Source organism: Chitinophaga varians (genome assembly GCF_014529945.1).
Classification (GTDB): Bacteria; Bacteroidota; Bacteroidia; order Chitinophagales; family Chitinophagaceae; genus Chitinophaga; species Chitinophaga varians.
On sequence record NZ_JACVFB010000005.1, the window covers coordinates 287,753 to 305,185 of the forward strand.

At 49.5% G+C, this 17,433-nt stretch carries 10 protein-coding genes; 4 read left to right on the top strand and 6 right to left on the bottom strand.

All coding sequences use genetic code 11. From position 1 onward, the window contains the following. Nucleotides 1-158: 158 nt before the first annotated feature. Nucleotides 159-2,444 carry a TonB-dependent receptor gene (locus ICL55_RS24685; RefSeq protein ID WP_188102479.1) on the top strand — a complete coding sequence of 762 codons (2,286 nt, stop codon included), beginning with the start codon at nucleotides 159-161 and terminating at the stop codon, nucleotides 2,442-2,444. 62 nt (nucleotides 2,445-2,506) lie between these two features. Beyond that, on the top strand, nucleotides 2,507-3,715 hold the full coding sequence (locus ICL55_RS24690; protein WP_188102481.1) for a sialidase family protein: 1,209 nt from the start codon (nucleotides 2,507-2,509) through the stop codon (nucleotides 3,713-3,715). A gap of 76 nt (nucleotides 3,716-3,791) precedes the next feature. On the opposite strand, the gene ICL55_RS24695 is transcribed toward ICL55_RS24690, so the two are convergent. From ICL55_RS24695 to lnt, 6 genes are all read right to left on the bottom strand, one after another. Then, nucleotides 3,792-3,947, bottom strand: coding sequence for a hypothetical protein (locus tag ICL55_RS24695; RefSeq protein ID WP_188102483.1), 156 nt, complete (start codon nucleotides 3,945-3,947; stop codon nucleotides 3,792-3,794). A 156-nt stretch (nucleotides 3,948-4,103) separates the two neighbouring features. Continuing rightward, entirely contained in the window at nucleotides 4,104-4,859 is a 756-nt protein-coding gene (locus ICL55_RS24700; protein ID WP_188102485.1) for an SDR family NAD(P)-dependent oxidoreductase, read from the bottom strand. A gap of 97 nt (nucleotides 4,860-4,956) precedes the next feature. Next, a complete protein-coding gene (locus tag ICL55_RS24705; protein WP_188102487.1) occupies nucleotides 4,957-6,885 on the bottom strand; it encodes a T9SS type B sorting domain-containing protein in 1,929 nt (642 codons plus the stop codon). Between the two features lie 154 nt (nucleotides 6,886-7,039). Then, on the bottom strand, nucleotides 7,040-9,691 hold the full coding sequence (locus ICL55_RS24710) for a PKD domain-containing protein (protein ID WP_188102489.1): 2,652 nt from the start codon (nucleotides 9,689-9,691) through the stop codon (nucleotides 7,040-7,042). A 36-nt stretch (nucleotides 9,692-9,727) separates the two neighbouring features. Then, nucleotides 9,728-10,519: an alpha/beta fold hydrolase gene (locus tag ICL55_RS24715; protein WP_188102491.1), complete on the bottom strand. Its 792-nt coding sequence runs from the start codon at nucleotides 10,517-10,519 to the stop codon at nucleotides 9,728-9,730. Continuing rightward, on the bottom strand, nucleotides 10,500-12,113 hold the full coding sequence (gene lnt, locus ICL55_RS24720; RefSeq protein WP_188102493.1) for an apolipoprotein N-acyltransferase: 1,614 nt from the start codon (nucleotides 12,111-12,113) through the stop codon (nucleotides 10,500-10,502). The genes ICL55_RS24715 and lnt overlap by 20 nt, the downstream gene beginning before the upstream one ends. 751 nt (nucleotides 12,114-12,864) lie before the next feature. Between lnt and ICL55_RS24725 the strand changes: the two genes are divergently transcribed. Next, complete coding sequence (locus ICL55_RS24725) at nucleotides 12,865-15,918, top strand: SusC/RagA family TonB-linked outer membrane protein (protein ID WP_188102495.1); 3,054 nt, start codon at nucleotides 12,865-12,867, stop codon at nucleotides 15,916-15,918. A 23-nt stretch (nucleotides 15,919-15,941) separates the two neighbouring features. After that, a complete protein-coding gene (locus ICL55_RS24730) occupies nucleotides 15,942-17,342 on the top strand; it encodes a SusD/RagB family nutrient-binding outer membrane lipoprotein (protein ID WP_188102497.1) in 1,401 nt (466 codons plus the stop codon). Nucleotides 17,343-17,433 lie beyond the last annotated feature (91 nt).

Consider the following 17,433-nt stretch of genomic DNA (forward strand, 5'->3'; position numbering starts at 1 on the left):
TCGTATGGAGCCATCTACAGGCATGTTCCATCCTTTCCGGGGCTTTGGCTCCGGGTTAAGATATCAGCGGGCTTTTTATCCGGCCTGATGTAAGTCTGGTATTTTCCTGATAAACCAAGATGTATGTCTGCCAAGGCATGCGTCCAACTAATGACGTAATGAAACAAATTTATATACTGCTCATTGCCTGTTTGGCGATGCGGGCAAGCTATGCCCAGGAGCTGGCCGGACGCGTGGCAGATGCAAGGACACGGGAAGCTTTGCCTGGCGTAAGTGTGAATCTGATAGCAGCCGGAAAAGGTTGTACATGTAATGCACAGGGACGATATTCATTCGCTGTAACTGCCGGCGATGACACCCTGAAAATATCCTATGTGGGTTATATCACCCGGAAAATAGCCGCGTCAGCGGCAGCCCAAATGCCGGTCATCTATCTGGAAGCCAGTTCCACCAATCTGAATGAAGTGATCGTTTCCTCTTCCCGCGAGAAACAACGGCGGACAGAAGCGCCCATAGCCATCAGCACCATTTCCCCGCAAACGCTACAGGAAACCAAAGCTACCACGCTTGATAAAGTACTCAACAAAGTAAGCGGCGTATACATGGTAGATCTGGGAAATGAACAGCATACCATGGCCATTCGGCAGCCGATCGGTTATAAAAGCCTCTTTTTGTATCTCGAAGACGGTATACCTATCCGCACGGTGGGCGACTTTAACCACAACGCCCTGATAGAAGTGAACATGGCCGCCCTGCGTAATATTGAAGTCATTCGCGGCCCCGCTTCTTCCCTGTACGGCAGCGAAGCGGTAGGCGGCGCGGTGAATTTTATCACGGCGGCGCCTACGCTGGTGCCTACGGCTAAAATACAGCTGGAAGCCAGCAACCGGGGCTATAAACGGACCGACTTCAGTGTGTCTGATACCAAAGGCAAAGCGGGTTTCTATGTAGGTGGTTATTATGCTGATCAACGCAACGGATATATGGACCACAGCGATTTTCATAAACTCGCCGTGACCGCCCGTACAGATGTTCAGTTGAATGAACGTAATAAATGGACCACCACTGCCACGCTGGTCAATTATAAAACAGACCAGACCGGTGGCCTCGACAGTGCTCATTTCTATGCTAAAGACTATACGAACTTCCAGACATTCAGTTATCGTGAAGTAAAAGCATTGCGCATCCGTAGTACGCTGGACCATACCTGGAATGCCAGCAATCATACCAGCATTACTGCTTTCTTCCGGCATAGCACCATCGGACAAAATCCCTTTTATGCCATCAGGGATATTCGCAATACCCTGAAGGCAAGGGGAGAAATCAACAGCGATGCTTTTTATAGCTATGGGGTGATTGCGCAGCACAAGAAAGATTTCGACTGGAAGCAGGCATCGCTGATAGCCGGCATCAGCGCGGATTACAGTCCTGCTACCTATCATGCCAATTACATTGACATTACTAAAAATGCCGCTGGTTATTATACCGGTTATCAGGCTTCAGACTCACTGTTGACCAATTATCGTGTAGGACTGCTGAATACCGCCGTATATACACAGTTTGCTTTTGCACCGGTGGAAAACATGCGGGTAGTAGCGGCATTGCGTTACGACAGAATGGATTATAATTTTGATAATTACCTGCCGCCGTCTGCCTTTACCGGAGCGCCCAGTGAGAGGAATAATTTTAATGCACTGACTCCCAAACTGGGGCTGACATATAATCTGCAACACAATCGTGGCCTGTATGCCAACTACAGCAGAGGTTTTGCTCCTCCCAATATTTCAGAGTTATACAGAGGGGTGAAAGTGCCGGTATTGAAATCCGCTACGTATGATAACTACGAAGCAGGCGGTTGGTTTGCTTTCGCCCGGCAGAAGGGGTATGTGGACGTGAGCATCTATCAGATGAAAGGTACAAATGAGATTGTCAGTGTACGCGATGCGGATGGCTCTTATAGTAATCAGAATGCCGGCGCCACCACACACCGTGGTGTCGAATGGAATGTCCGTTATACGCCGGTAAAGTCTTTGTTTTTGCGCACCAGCGGCACCTACGCGCGTCATATCTTCGACGCCTATACGGAGAATGGAAAGACTTATGATCATAACGAAATGAATGGCGCGCCCAAATGGATCACCAATACAGAGATGACCTGGAAGCCGGTGTTCTTAAAAGGTTTCCGTATCGGCGGGGAGTGGCAGCATGTCAGCGGATACTATATGGATGCGGCTAATACTGCATGGTATAAAGGTTACGACCTGTTCAATATCCGCGCCGGCTATCAATGGAAAGGATTTGAGTGCTGGCTGAATTGCATGAATGTGGGTGATCAGTTATATGCTACCACGGCGGAGAAATCTGCCTATGGCAAGAGTTATCGTGTCGGTCCCAGACAGACGTTCAATTTCGGCGTGGCCTATACATTTGTTGGGAAGAAGTAGGCTCGCAAAGGCGCAAAGCAACAAAGGCGCAAAGAAATATAATGGGTTTAAAACATAAGCGTATGAAACGAAATATATGGTATATGGTTGTGTTGTTGTTGACATTGGCTTCATGTCAACCGAAAGATACAACACCGGCGGGCGCCGTGGTGCTGTCGCATGCAGGTAAGGATGCGTCCTGCCCGTACATCACCAAAGATGCAAAGGGGCGTACCGTGATCAGTTGGGTGGAAAAAGACAGTACAGAGGATACAGGTATGATGTGTTATGCTGTTTCTAACGACAACGGGTATACGTTTTCTGATCCGGTGAAGATAACATCCACAGCGGGTGTGTTTCCTCATGCGGAAAATCTGCCCAAGTTGCTGTTCCGTCCTGATGGCGGTATTATAGCGTTGTTTGGCGTGGAGCAGCATGATCCGCGCAACAAGTACGCCGGTAAAGTGATGTATGCGGTTTCTGCCGACAGTGGCCATACGTGGGGGGCGCCGGTGCCGCTGGTAACAGACACGGCGGGTTATGATCAGCGTTATTTCGACATGGCGTTGTTGCCGGATGGAGAGGCAGCGGCTATCTGGCTGGATAACCGTAAGGACACCAAAGCGGAAGGGTCTACACTGTATTGGGCGGTGACCAACGGCAGGAGCGGTTTTCAGGCGGCGAAGCCTATTGCGAATACGGTGTGCCAGTGTTGCCGTACCCGTTTGTATGTGGCCAGCAATGGCGATATTCATGTGGCGTACCGTGATATCATCAACGATTCCATCCGGGATATGGTGCATCAGGTGTCTGTTGATGGCGGCCGGTCTTTCAGTGGACCGGTGCGTATCAGTGCGGATAACTGGGTGGTGAATGGTTGTCCGCATACAGGACCGGCACTTACGGCCAATAAGAATGGGCTGCATTTTGCCTGGTTTACCATGGGCGGCGGTCAGGGCGTTTTTTATGCCGCGTCAAAAGATAACGGTAAAACCTATACGCAGAAGGAGTCGCTGAGCAAGGCACCGATGGCCAAGCATCCGCAGATAGTGACCATTCCGGACGATCGGGTGGTGATTGTTTGGGACGAGCCGGTGAAGTGGCAGGGAGACTTCCGGAGCAGGGTAGGGATAGCGATAAAATCGCCCGAAGGGCAAACCATTACCAGTCGTGCATTGACAGCGGACAGTGTGTATGCCACCTATCCGGTGACGGGTGCGGTAGACAGTAAAACTGTGATAGTGGCGTATACCCGTAAAGGACAGGTCGTATATGAGAGAGTAAATATCTAAATACCAAAATATCAAAACCCCTAAATGAACAGGGCCAGACATTTGTCCGGCCCTGTTGCATTTGATAATTTCTTACTCAGCTATAGCTCCAGCTATAACCCTCACTCCAGTCTTTGCGGGATGCCCAACGGCCATAAGTGCCTCTTTGGGTTTTTCCGAAATAAAGGCGCCACTGTTCTTTCCATCTGGGATAATACAGGCGCAGTACGTACATAGTTAAGAACGTAAGCATAGGGATATGGTTTTCAGTAAGAGGATAGTCTTATCGTCTCGGATTTAGTCTGATGATGGCATTGGTATAAATTTTTCACACATAGGGTATGTAAAAAATATATAAATCATTTCAAATATAGAAAAACCGACTTAACTATGTACTCACATAAACGTGTTAATTTTTATCTATATAATAGGCGTTGGCCTGTTGTAGCGGTGTTAGTACCAGGTCATTGATACATACATGCGGGGGGAGGGAGGTGCAGTAATATACTACATCCGCCACATCCTGGGCGCTCAACGGAATAAAGCCTTTATAAAACTCTTTGGCCTTGTTTTCATCGCCTTTGAAGCGAACAACGGAAAACTCTGTTTCTGCAGCACCCGGGTGAACAGCCGTCACTTTAATCCGGTAAGGCAGCAGATCTATCCGCATACCCTGTGTGATGGCATCAACGGCCGCTTTGGAAGCGCAATACACATTGCCTTTAGCATATACGTTTTTGGCAGCGGTAGAACCGATGTTAATAATGTGGCCGCTGGTACGGGCGCGCATCCAGGGGATCACCACGCGTGATACGTACAGCAGACCTTTTACATTGGTGTCTATCATCGTATTCCAGTCATCCAGATCCCCCTCGTCGATGGTATTGAGCCCTGCTGCCAGCCCGGCATTGTTGACCAGTATGTCCACTGCTTTCCATTCCTGGGGAATGCTATTCAGTGTTTCCTGTACAGCCTTTTCATCGCGTACATCGAAATTCAACGCCAGCACATTGGCGCCATATTCCTGTGATAACTGTGTCTGTAAAGCGTCGAGCCTTTCTTTGCGGCGGCCGGTAATGATCACATCATATCCTTTTGCTGCAAATGTTTCTGCGCATGCCTGGCCAAAACCAGCGGTAGCACCTGTGATAAGAACGATTCCCATAATAACTGATTGATGACACTCACCGGTGTGAATGCCTGTTGAAACAATACTGTAAAATTAGCGTGATATTGCCTAAAAACGATACTTTTTCCGGCAGTCAACGGATGAGCGTGACAGTTCCTTTTTTAAGGATTTCCCGGCCATTAAAGTCGGTGCCCTGTAATATCCACAGGTAGGTGTCCACCGGTGCGGGCATTCCCTTGTAAGTACCGTCCCATCCGCTTCTGAAGTCCGTGGAGGAATATATTTCCTGCCCCCAGCGGTTAAAAATCCGGAAGAATTTATAATTGACGATGCCCACGGGAATAAAGCGGAAGCGGTCGTTGAGGCCGTCGCCATTGGGAGTGAAAGCATTGGGGATATACATCTCTGGTCCGGTATAGTATTTTACACTGATCGTATCATATCCGGTACAGCCTTGTTGATTGGATACCCGCAGCACATAAGTGATGTCTTTGTTATAGTTGAGCAGCGGGTGCGCGATGCCGGGATCGCTCAGGCCATCTGACGGCTGCCAGGAGTAAATATCGCCGCCACTGCCCTGCATCACCATGGTTTGTCCTTTAGCCAGAATGGTATCGTTGCCGGCAAAGGGCAATACTTCGTATATGCGTATGCTTTGGGTCACCGTTTTATCGCATTGTTTGTCGGTATGGAGCGTCAGGGAAACGGTGTACAGGTTGCCTTTGTCGAACCGGTGCGCGATGTCCCGGGTGTTGCCCGGGACCAATACACTGTCTGTTACCCCGAATTCCCAGGTACGGCTGACAATGTTGCCATAACGATAAGAGGACGTATCGTAGAAGGTGATAGGATCGCCTTTGCAGACACCAGCGCTGGTGAAGCCGGCGCGCAACCCGGGATAGTTACGGACTACGCCCGTAATACTGTCGCGGCACGAAAGGTGTGGATTCACGACCAGTTTTACTTTATACACACCGGTATCCGGATACTGGTGAAAGAAAATGGTTTTGTTCTCTGTAGTGGTATCGGTACCATCGCCAAAGCTCCAGTAGTAGGTGGAAGTATATCCCGCTGTACTATAATTGGGAAATGCCACCTGCAGCTCGGGCGACTCTGTACAGTTGTTGAGCACCGATGGGAAACCGGCCACAATTTTAGTGGTACAGTCAAACACCGTGAGCAGGATATCTTTGCTATGGGTACCCAGTAATTTTTTAGTCACCCTGTCGAATTCGTTCACACATACCGTGATCACGAATTTGCCCGCCCTGTCGGGCGTGCAGGTGATCATGCCCTGATTGTCGATGGAGATGGCCGGACTGCCGCCCATCGGATTGGAGCCGGAATACGGCGGAATATACCGCACGGTGGAATTATAAGGCGGAGGGGTAGTGGAATTGGTTTCGTTGTTGACAGTGCCATCTGTCAATGCATTGCAAAGATGATAGGTCAGGCTGTCGCCATCTTCATCAAAAGCAGCGTAGTTAATTTTAAACGGCATCTTATTACAAATCACAATGGCGGAGTCTTTGTCGAAATAAGCGCTGTTATTGTTAGGTCTGGATTCTGTGCCGGGTATCACAGTATAGTAGGTGGAGCCTTCATGCTCCGAATCATATATGTTGGTTAGTTTTTCTCCCCGGCAGCAACGTTGTGATGCCACATAATATCCCCCGGGTGCGGGCGCCAGTTCTATGGTGGCAGTATAAAAGGCTACTTCCAGGTGTTGTGCCTGCGGAGCGAGACAGGGGTTTTTCAGGGTATCGATCAGTGGTACTACATGACTGATATAGAGATATACAGAAGACATGACGCGGGTGCCGTTGGCGGAGTAAACATTGGCTACCACCGGATTTTCAAACCGGTCAATACAACCCTGCCGGTCGCCGCAGGTAAAATCTGCGTCACGGTATAGTTTAAGGGTGATGAGATAACGGTAGCGGGAATTATCTCCACTCATACCCATCGTCTTGTAATAAATTTCGCCACCAATGATGTGGTAGGCGGCTGTGTGGAGGTGAAACAAACAGCAGCCAAGAACCAGTAACAGGGTGCTCTTCATGTTTGGGGGTTACTCCTATCTGAATTTAACAAAAAAAAAGCAGACCCGGTTCAATAAGCTAAAGTATTATTTCCCTGTACCACAGAGGATTTTAGGTGAGTTGATTATATGCAATTAAATATCGGAATACCTAATGACTTACCTGTCAGCAGATTTATCTGATGAGTGTGACGGTACCTTTCCGAAGGACGGTTTTATGGTTGATATCCCTGCCTTGTACCACCCATACATAGGTGCCGACAGCTGCCGGTTGACCATTGACTCTGCCATCCCACCCTTTCATATAGGTGGTATTGTCGTACATCAGTTTTCCCCAACGATCAAATACACGGAAGAAGTCCATCTGCACCATGCCCACCGGTATCGGCCGGAATACATCGTTCAGTCCATCGCCATTCGGTGAAAAGGCGTTAGGGATATAGATTTCAGGGCCTGCGATGAAACGTACGAAGATGTCGTCTGCACCGGTGCAGCCTTCTTTGCTGTAAGCGGTAACGGTATAGGTAACATCCCGGTTGATCAACGTCACCGGATTGGGAATGTTGGGATTGTTCAAACCGGTGACTGGTGTCCAGGTGTAGCGCACACCTCCGGTGGCCAGCAATTGGAAAGGTATGTTGAGCATCACGATGGTATCGTTGCCTGCAAACGCATGGACCTGCGGTACCACCTGTACCAATACGCTGGCGGTCACCTTTTTAGGACATCCCAGTGTATCCGTGACGGTTACCGTAAAGCGGGTAGTGTCCACAGGGTTGGCAAAGGTAATGGGAAGGGTAGGGTCTTTTACATAAAAGGAAGGAGACCATCGGTAATAGGCGCCGCCTTCCGCCCGGAGGAGAACGGGCATACCAAAGCAAATGGTCGTATCCGGGTAGGCAACGGCCTTAGGCGGGTCTACCACCTTTAGGCTAACGGTATCGGCTGTATGACATTTACCAAGGCTGGCCAGCACTTCGTAGGTCTGCCGCGGCGGGGCCGGCGTAACAAAGGCATCGATCAGGTTGCTCACTACCTGGTTGTTGCCCAGGTTGGTCCACTGATAGGCATAGGCGCCGTCGGTCTGTACAGAGAGATGGACTTCATCTCCGGTACAAACAGCACTGTCGCCGGGTATCGTGTGAATAAACAGGGAGTCCCTCACATCCACGCCCACTCTTTTTTCGTTGGTGCATCCCTGTTGGTCGGTGAAGGTGACGGTGTAGGCAGTGTCTATCCTGGGGAATACGACGGGATTGGGCGTATTGGGGTTCAGTATCTTATAGTTGTTCGGCGTCCACTGGTAAGTGCCCGGCATAGCAGAGGCGGCCCACATTTGCAGGCTGTCCCGGAAACACAGCAGTGTATCTGCAGTAGCGCTAAACGGTGGCCGGTCATATACAGTAAAAGGATGGACGATATTTTTTTCACAGCCTACGGTGGAGCGCACAAACAGCTGTACGTTATAGGTGCCTGGTTGTTTGTACTGGAACCGGGGGGCAGGAGTGTTGGTGGTATCATCTGCATTGCCGGTACCGAAGTCCCATTTGTAGTAGGATACCGTACCGCGGTCCACCCGCGTTACGTCGGGCGTAAACAGGGATGGTTTTTCGGTACAGAGTCCGGCTACCCTGAAATCGGGATCAAATTTAGGGTAGGCGTACACGGTAGCCAGGGCACTGTCGCCACAGTTGCTGTTTTTGTCTACCCACAGTTTTACGTAATAGGTCCCTTCTTTGGCGTAGGTATGCGGAAGAGGATCGGGGGAGGTGACTGTCAGCTGGGGCGTACCGTCGCCGAAGTCCCAGGTGTAAGGTTTACCGAGGGTGCTGTTGTTGATAAAGGTGATGGTGAGGCTGCTGCAATCGGCATATTTTTCCGGCATGGCGGCGGTCACTTGTTTCACGCAGGTGGTGACGGTGATATGAAAGTCCTTGCGCAGGGTACCTATTTTTTTTCCGTTGCGGTATTCATTGACACAAACCGTCACCACATATTTGCCGGCGGCTGGTGCCGTCCCGGAGATAATACCGGTTTTGCGGTCGATGATCACCTTAGGGCCGAGCGGAGATTGTCCGCTAAACGGAGCGGTGTATTGTACAAAACTATACGGCGGGTTCACGGCCATGGGAGGGATGCCGCTTTGGTCTGTCAGCTCGCCGCCTTTGTAGGCGTCACAGAATTCATATTCCAGCTGGTCGCCGTCGACATCGGATGCAGAGAAATCGTATACAAATTTTTTGTCGGAACACACGAGGATAGCTTCCTCCTTGTTAAAGGCAGGACTGGAATTTTTTACCGCACCGCTGACAGGGTCTATAGCGCCACTGTTGGTACCGGGGATTTCAGCGAAGTAGGTAGCGCCGGTGCCGCGGTCGTTAGACCCCGGAATACGCTCTGCTACGATATTCATCATAAAGGGATCGCGGCAGCAGCTCTGGAATGCGATCGTGTATCCGGCCACGTTACTCGGCAGGGTAATGGTCGTTTCAAAAGTACCCACCTGAAAACACACTCTGGGCGGGTTGACGATGCAGGGATCTATCTGGGTAGCTGATTTTTCTTCGAAGGCGGTGCGGTCAATCCTGTACTGGGCAACATAACCGTTATCTTTTTTATCGAAAGAAGCCAGGATAACGGTTTTAGGCATTTCTGCAATTCGCTCCCCATTTTCACAGATGCGATATAGTTTCAGTGTCACCTGGTAGGTGTTCATTCCGCTTTCGGAGCGTAGTAGTTTATAGAAAATCTGGCCACCGATAATATGGCTGGCATACACGGGGAGGGTGCATACAAAGCATATCAGGAGAAGAGTAATTTTCTTCAAAACAGGGTGATTTTGGTCGTGGTGATAAAAGTTTTGTCAAAGCTGACAGAACTCCACAAACTGCTGCAAGATCACGTTGGCAGTTTCATATATTTCCCACATTCCCATATGTCCTACTTCATCAAAAATATGAATGCTGCTTACCTTGGGGAGAGTAATCTGCGGCAATATGATGTCTGTCGGTACGGCTGCATCATCTTTCCCAATGACGAACAGCACGGGTATCGTTGTGTTTTTTAGTACGCCGGTGCGGTCCGGGCGCTGCATCATAGCTTCATAATAGGCTATCATGGCTGCTTCGGAACACTGCATGCCCATTTGTACATAGGCGTCTGTACGGTCGGGCTGGGCGGTTTTGAATGCCGGGCTGAACATGTTTGGCAGGGTTTGTCTGACAAAGGTTTCAGCCCCATATTGTTGCATCATCCGGATAGACTTCCGGCGTGCATCTCTTTTTTCGTCGGTGTCCGCGGTGGCAGTGGAATGGAACAGTCCGAGTCCCTGCACCAGCTGCGGGTATTTCTCTGCCAGGGCCAGGGCTACATAGCCGCCCATGGAGTGACCGATGATGGTTGCTTTATCTATATTTTCGGCTAACAGGATGGCATATACGTAATCTGCCATGGATTCCATGGTCAGGGGTGTTGTCAGGGGTACATTGCCGGCGCCCGGAAGGTCCGGGGTGATCACGCGGAAGCGGTCTTTGAGATAAGCCTGCTGGATGTCCCATAGGGTGGCATTTTCAGCAAAACCGTGAATGAGTACTACTACCGGGCCGGTGCCCTGATCATCGTATTGGCTGTTTCCGTTATCCGTTGTTTTCCGCATGTCTTAAGCCGGGAATAAATCGTGAAATAAAAGCATGTACCAGCAACAAGATACAAAATATTACCGCTCCTTTGGACAGAAGATCGCCATTTTTGACATAGAACGTTTGCTCCCGCCTGGGTGTTACAGTTGCCTTAAAAACGGCTTCTTCCCAGTAGGGTTGGAGGTGATACAGATTGCCGGCAGGGTCGGCGACGGCGGAGATGCCGGTATTGGCGCTCCTGACTACCCATTTGCGGGTTTCGATGGCGCGTATCCGGGCATATTGCAGGTGTTGCCGATGCCCTTCGGTACGGCCCCACCAGCCGTCGTTGGTGATCACCATCAGCAGGTCGGCGCCGGGTTTCACACCAGCGGCCACATAGTCACTGAAAACAGACTCATAACAAATGGTGGGGAATATATTGATACTGTCGGCAGGATTGGTCAACAAAGTAGCGCCAGGGGTACGGCCATAGCCGCCGGTGATACCGCCAAAATCCAGGGCCAGTGTCTGCATAAAAGAGAGGTACCGTACATAAGGGATCAGTTCCACGCCGGGTACCAGTTCATATTTATGATATACCTGAATATTTTGTGAAGTATCAATTTGCAGGGCAGTGTTAAACGGCTCCCAGGCGGTCCCGTCTTCCATGCGGCGGGCGGTGGCCGGTATTTCGTCTGTCTCGCGGTATTGTTTCATGGTCACCGCGCCGGTGATCACTTTGGCTTTGGGATATCGCTGCAACATGCGGCGGATGGCCTGTATCTCCGGCTGATAGTTCAGCTGATGTTCCCAGGCGCCCTGGGGGAACAACGCCGTTTCCGGCCATACAATATATCGGGTGGTGCTGTCTGTTTTGGACTCGGAAAGACGGATGAACTTTTCCAGTTGCTGCATGACCGAGTTCGGCGTAAACTTTTCATCATAGGGGTCGATGTTGGGCTGCACCACTACCACACTGATTTTCCGTGCCGGATCGTCCGGGGTGGGGTAGATGAAGGCGGAGCAGAGCAGGGGCAACAGCATCACGGCAGCCGGTTTCCAGATTTCTTTGCGAAGTAGTTGTCCCCAGCTGAGGTCGTATATCCGTGCCCGTTTCCAGGTCTGGTAAAGGATGATATTGGTTAATAGTACCCAGAGGGTGCCACCGCTGGCGCCGGTGAACTGGTACCACTGTATCCATCCCGGCCGCATGGCGAAGGCGTTGCCCAGCACGAGCCAGGGCCAACTCAGTTCCCACGTCTGATGTATCAGCTCAAACGTTAGCCAGTATACGATCAGGGCAAAGTAGGACACTGTTTCCGGAAGGCGCCGGCGGCTGTTTTTGTAGGCCAGCCAGGGAATGCTCATCAGCAGGGCATTAAAGCTGTTGGCGAAGACGCCGCTGGCAGGTACGGTGGTGTTGCCTACCCACCAGGTAGTAGCCACATTCCATATCAAAAAGGAGAAAAATATCCATCCGAAATATTTCCCCCTGTGATGTACTTTTTCAGTCAGGTATAATAATGGAGTGAAACCGATGAAAACCAGCGGGGTAAAGGGCATGGTGGGCCAGGCCAGCCATAGTAACAGGCCGCTGAAAATACTGCAGAGGAAGGAGGATAATTTCATGATCGGATATAAATCAAAACAGGGGCGAAGATAAGGAAAGGAGCCGCGCTATTTTAAGTAGATTTTAATGATTTAATTCAATATTAAAACGGACATTTATTATATACACAAGATAAATAAGCAGAAAAGCTCTTGATAACTAGATAATACGAATCATTAAAAATCATATATGTCTACGCTTGAAAAGTTTAACAATTTTTTCATAATTTAGACCAGTCATACATATAATGGACCGACTACATAAAAAGTATGTGTTGTTGTCCGGATCGCGCTATAAAGAAGTCAACTGGAGAGCCATAGAAGGAACGATGAAAAATCAGGCTGCAGGACGCAGCTGTCAACCGAAGCAAAGGCACTTGTTAAGAAGTCAATGAAGGAAGGACGCAGGCTGGGCGTCGGTAGTTCCAGCAGTTATTTTACCTTACTCGTGAAGCAACGATATGAGCCAGGTCCTCCCGGACAGGCAATATGTATTGTGCTTAAAAGGTTTTTGCATCATCTAAATCAAAAAAAAACAACATCTAAATCTAAAACAGCGACCAATTATCTGAACACTTAAGCCAAGTGCTTAACTAACACCATTATCCCGGATCATCACTGTCACACAAAACTGGCATTACATCCCGGATCAGGATTTTATTGTCTACTAAAACCTTTTAGTACGTATAACCTACATGGCTATACGAATTAAGAGATGGCTATGCCATTGTTATCAGGTATCAGAAATCATCTTTCAAAATCTAAATTGCTCATGAAGAAAGGGTTATTCCTTTGGTTGTTCGTGACCATCTGTATGCTGCATGCATACGCACAAACACGGACCATTACCGGTAAAGTAACCGACGCAAAGGACGGTTCTCCCTTGCCTGGTGTAAACGTACTCATTAAAGGCACCTCTAAAGGCACCATTTCCGGACCGGACGGAAACTTCAAGCTGGAAGCACCCGCGGGAGCTTCCCTCGTATTCTCTTTTGTGGGATATTCCAATCAGACAGTGGTAACAGATGCCAGCGGCAACCCGCTCGTAGTTACCCTGAAAGGCAGCAACCAGGCGCTGAATGAACTAGTGGTAACGGCACTGGGCATCAAACGTGATAAACGCACCCTTACCTATGCTACGCAGGAAGTAAAAGGCGCCTCCATCGTGGAAGCGAAACAAAACAACCTGGTAAACGCATTGTCCGGTAAAGTGGCAGGCGTGCAAATCACTAACTCCAGCGGCATGCCCGGTAGCTCCGCCAGGATCGTGATCCGTGGTAACAGCTCCCTCACCGGTGAAAACCAGGCCCTCGTGGTTATCGATGGTATCCCCATGGATAACGGCGAAGCGGGCAACCCTGACGGCGCCCTCAGCGGTGGCGGTACTTCTAACCGTGCTGCTGATATCGATCCCAACATCATCGAAAGCATTAACGTGCTGAAAGGCTCTGCGGCCACTGCCCTCTACGGCTCCGCAGCGGCTAAAGGCGCTATCATCATCACCACCAAAAACGGCATGGGCGCTAAAGCCGGCAAACCTACGGTATCCGTAAGCTCCAGCTATTCTTTCGAGAATCCTATCCTGCCCAGCTTCCAGGACAAATATGCACAAGGCTCCGGTGGTAAATATGTAAACGGTAACGCCGGTCAACTGGGCTCCGCTTCCTGGGGACCACTCATCGATACCCTGAAAGTAGGGGGCGTTCCTGTTCAGAAAAGAGATAACATCAAAGACTTCTTCCGTACCGGTCATACTACTGATAACAACGTGTCAGTAAGCGGTTACACCGATAAGTCCAACTACCTGGTGTCTTACTCTTTCGTGAAAACAGATGGTACCATGCCTAACACGGATTATTCAAGGCATGCACTGTTTGCAAAATATGGTATAGAGCTGGCTAAAAACCTGCGCCTCACCACCCAGTTCAACTACATTCACTCTGATAACGATCGTCTGCTGGAAGGTAACGGCCTCGCCAATCCACTGTGGACAGTGTATGCTGCACCCATCTCCTGGAATCCGTTCCCTACCACTAAAGCCGACGGTTCTCAACAGGTATACCGCGCTGCCCGTAACAACCCTTACTGGCTCGTAGACAATACCGGTCTGACAGATAAAGTAAACCGCATCATCCCGGTGATCAACCTGTCTTACTCTCCGCTCTCCTGGTTAACCATCACCGAAAGATTCGGCGCCGATATGTATGTTAACAATACCGACTATCATGAAAACGTTGGTATCATCGGTTCCAAATCTGTTGACGGAAGATTATACAAACGCGATATCCAATACCAGCAGTTCAACCATGACCTGATTGTTCAGGCTCATAAAACCTTCGGCACAGACTGGACCACAGATGTGATCCTGGGTAACAACATCCTCTCCAACTACAATAACAACAACTATGTAGAAGGCGTGGGCCTGTCTGTTCCTGGTCTGTATACTGTTGCCAACACCAGCAATGTGACCTCCAACTATTATCTGTATAAATCCAGAAAAGTAGGTTTCTATGCACAGGCAAACGTAGAATGGAGAAAAATGCTGACATTGGCCGTGACAGGCCGTTATGACGGTACTTCCGTATTGTCTAAAGACAAACAATTCTATCCTTACGGTTCTGTGAGCGGTGGCTTTATCTTCACCGAAGCACTGGGCATGTCTGATAATAAAGTCCTGAACTTTGGTAAACTGAGAGTGTCCTATTCTGCCGTAGGTAACGACAACGTAGGTCCTTACAGCCTGACCACTCCTTATATCAAAGCTTCTGTAGGCAATGTCAACTTCCCATTCCAGGGCCAGAACGGTTATCTGCAAAGCACCACTTATGCTTACCCGCTTAAAAACGAAAGCGTAAAAGAATTTGAAGTAGGTCTCGAAACCAAATTCTTCCAAAACAGAGCCGGACTGGAAGTAAGCTACTTCGACAGAAAAAGCTCCGACCTGTTGACTACCAGCACGCCGATTTCCGGCGCTACCGGTTATCCTGCTGCCAGCATGAACTCCGGCGATATGCGTAACAAAGGCGTGGAAGTAGTACTGAATATAACACCGGTGAAAACCAAAAACCTGACATGGGATATCGGTGTTAACTACACCAAAATTGATAACAAGGTTACCAGACTGGCTCCTGGTCTGAACAGCATCTTCCTCGCAGGTTTCACCACGCCCGGTATCTATGCATTTGAAAACCAGGCTTATGGTGTGATCATGGGTACACACTTCAAACGTAACGATGCCGGCCAGATGCTGCTGAGCGACGATGGATATCCGCAGGTGGCTGATGATATTGCTGCTATCGGTCACGTAACACCTAAATGGCTGGGTGGTATTACCAGTACCCTCACCTGGAAAGCGCTGACTTTCTCCTTTGTACTGGACCACAAGCATGGCGGCGACATCCTCAACCTGGACAACCACTACCTGCTGTTCTACGGAACACCTAAGGTTACTGAAAACCGTGGTTCCAATGTGGTATTCCCGGGTGTGATAGAAAGTACTGGTAAACAGAATACCCTGTCAGTACCTTATACACAGGCCTATTATACCAATATCTATTCCGCTGCGGATGAAAGCTCCATCGAAGACGGTTCTTTCCTGAAATTAAGACAGGTATCACTGGGTTACAACTTTGGCAGTATCCTGAAAGGAACACCTTTTAAAACACTGGCAGTGAACGTTACCGGTACCAACTTTATCCTGCATAAAAACTATACCGGTTCAGATCCTGAAGTGAGCCTCAACGGAAGCGGCAACGGACAAGGTTTTGCCAACTTCATGGCGCCTTCTAACCGTACCGTGATCATTGGTTTAAAAGCAACCTTTTAGTAGTATTTAAAAGCATAACAATCATGAGAAGATTACATATAGCCACCATATTTTTAAGCACCGTGCTGTTGGGTAGCGGCTGTAAAAAGTTCCTGGATGTGAACCAGGATCCTAATAACCCGATGGAAGTATCGGAAAAACTGATTCTTCCGCCAGTAGAAGTGACGGTGTCCACACAGGTAGTGGGCGGCTTCAATGGCGTGAATGGCGCTTATTGGATGCAGCAGTTGTCTCAAAACCAGCCGTCACCCGGTCAGGAAACCTACCGTATTTTCCCGGTAGATGTGGACAACACCTGGACTTTCTACATCTATCCCAACATCCTCAACAACCTCCGGTTGATGATGGACCAGGCCAGGGCTGCCGGTCATAATGAATACATGGCGATAGGTAAAACGCTGTTTGCCTTCAACCTGGCTATTGCCACAGACGTGTGGGGCAATGTGCCTTACACCGATGCGATGAAGCTGCCGGCTATTTCCCGCCCGAAATATGACAGTCAGGAATCTATCTATCAGCAGCTGCAGGCAACACTTGACAGTGCCATCTACTTTGCCAGCCAGCCGAAAAGCGCTATTGCGCCCGGTTCAGATGACTACATCTATCAGGGTAATATGACCAAATGGAAAAAACTGGCTTACATGCTGAAAGCCCGTTTTTACCTGCGCCTGACCAAAGCGCCCGGTCATACCGCTGCTGCACAGGCAGATCTCGCCCTTGCCGCGCTGGCCAATGCTTTCGCTGACAACAGTGACAACGCCACCGTAACTTATACCGGCGCTGCACAGGCAGAAAGCCCCTGGTTTAAAAACACAGAACCAGGCGCCGGCGGTGTGGTAATGAACAAAACCTTCATTGATTTTCTGAAAAGCAATAGCGACCCTCGCCTGCCCATCATCGCTACCACAGACGTAGATGGCGGTTATACCGGTCGTACCCCTGGTGCTACAACTGTTCCCGATCCAACCGTGCTGTCACAGGTGAACAGCTTCTACGCATCAGCTGATGCGCCGCTGTACCTCGCTACCTACGCAGAAGCGATGTTCATCAAGGCTGAGGCTACTTTCCTGAAATCAGGCGCCGCTGCCGCCACACCGGTATACCAGGCTGCTATCAAAGCTTCCATGGATATGCTGAAGGTAGGTGCTGCTGATGCGCAGACTTATATCAACAGCCGCCCTGCGCTCACAGATGCCAATGCTATACAGCAGATCATCTATGAAAAATATGTGGCAGGCTTCCTCTCTATCGAAACCTACAACGACTGGAGACGTACGGGTTATCCGCAGTTGTCACTGCCGGAAAATCCTTTCGTGAACTACATTCCAAGAAGATGGCCTTATCCTTCCAATGAGATTCTGGCCAATCCTCAACCGGATCAGAAGGTGACTACCGCTGACCGTGTATGGTGGGACGCGAAATAATTACGAATTACTAATTACGAATTTAAAAGCGAAGACCTGAGCATATAATATCGCTCAGGTCTTCGCTTTTTTAAATTCTTATTAATCTCCG

Bases quoted from the DNA above. Each gene is read 5' to 3' on its own strand.
- ICL55_RS24685 (WP_188102479.1), top strand. From the start codon at position 159: ATGAAACAAATTTATATACTGCTCATTGCCTGTTTGGCGATGCGGGCA.
- ICL55_RS24690 (WP_188102481.1), top strand. From the start codon at position 2,507: ATGAAACGAAATATATGGTATATGGTTGTGTTGTTGTTGACATTGGCT.
- ICL55_RS24695 (WP_188102483.1), bottom strand. From the start codon at position 3,947: ATGCTTACGTTCTTAACTATGTACGTACTGCGCCTGTATTATCCCAGA.
- ICL55_RS24700 (WP_188102485.1), bottom strand. From the start codon at position 4,859: ATGGGAATCGTTCTTATCACAGGTGCTACCGCTGGTTTTGGCCAGGCA.
- ICL55_RS24705 (WP_188102487.1), bottom strand. From the start codon at position 6,885: ATGAAGAGCACCCTGTTACTGGTTCTTGGCTGCTGTTTGTTTCACCTC.
- ICL55_RS24715 (WP_188102491.1), bottom strand. From the start codon at position 10,519: ATGCGGAAAACAACGGATAACGGAAACAGCCAATACGATGATCAGGGC.
- lnt (WP_188102493.1), bottom strand. From the start codon at position 12,113: ATGAAATTATCCTCCTTCCTCTGCAGTATTTTCAGCGGCCTGTTACTA.
- ICL55_RS24725 (WP_188102495.1), top strand. From the start codon at position 12,865: ATGAAGAAAGGGTTATTCCTTTGGTTGTTCGTGACCATCTGTATGCTG.
- ICL55_RS24730 (WP_188102497.1), top strand. From the start codon at position 15,942: ATGAGAAGATTACATATAGCCACCATATTTTTAAGCACCGTGCTGTTG.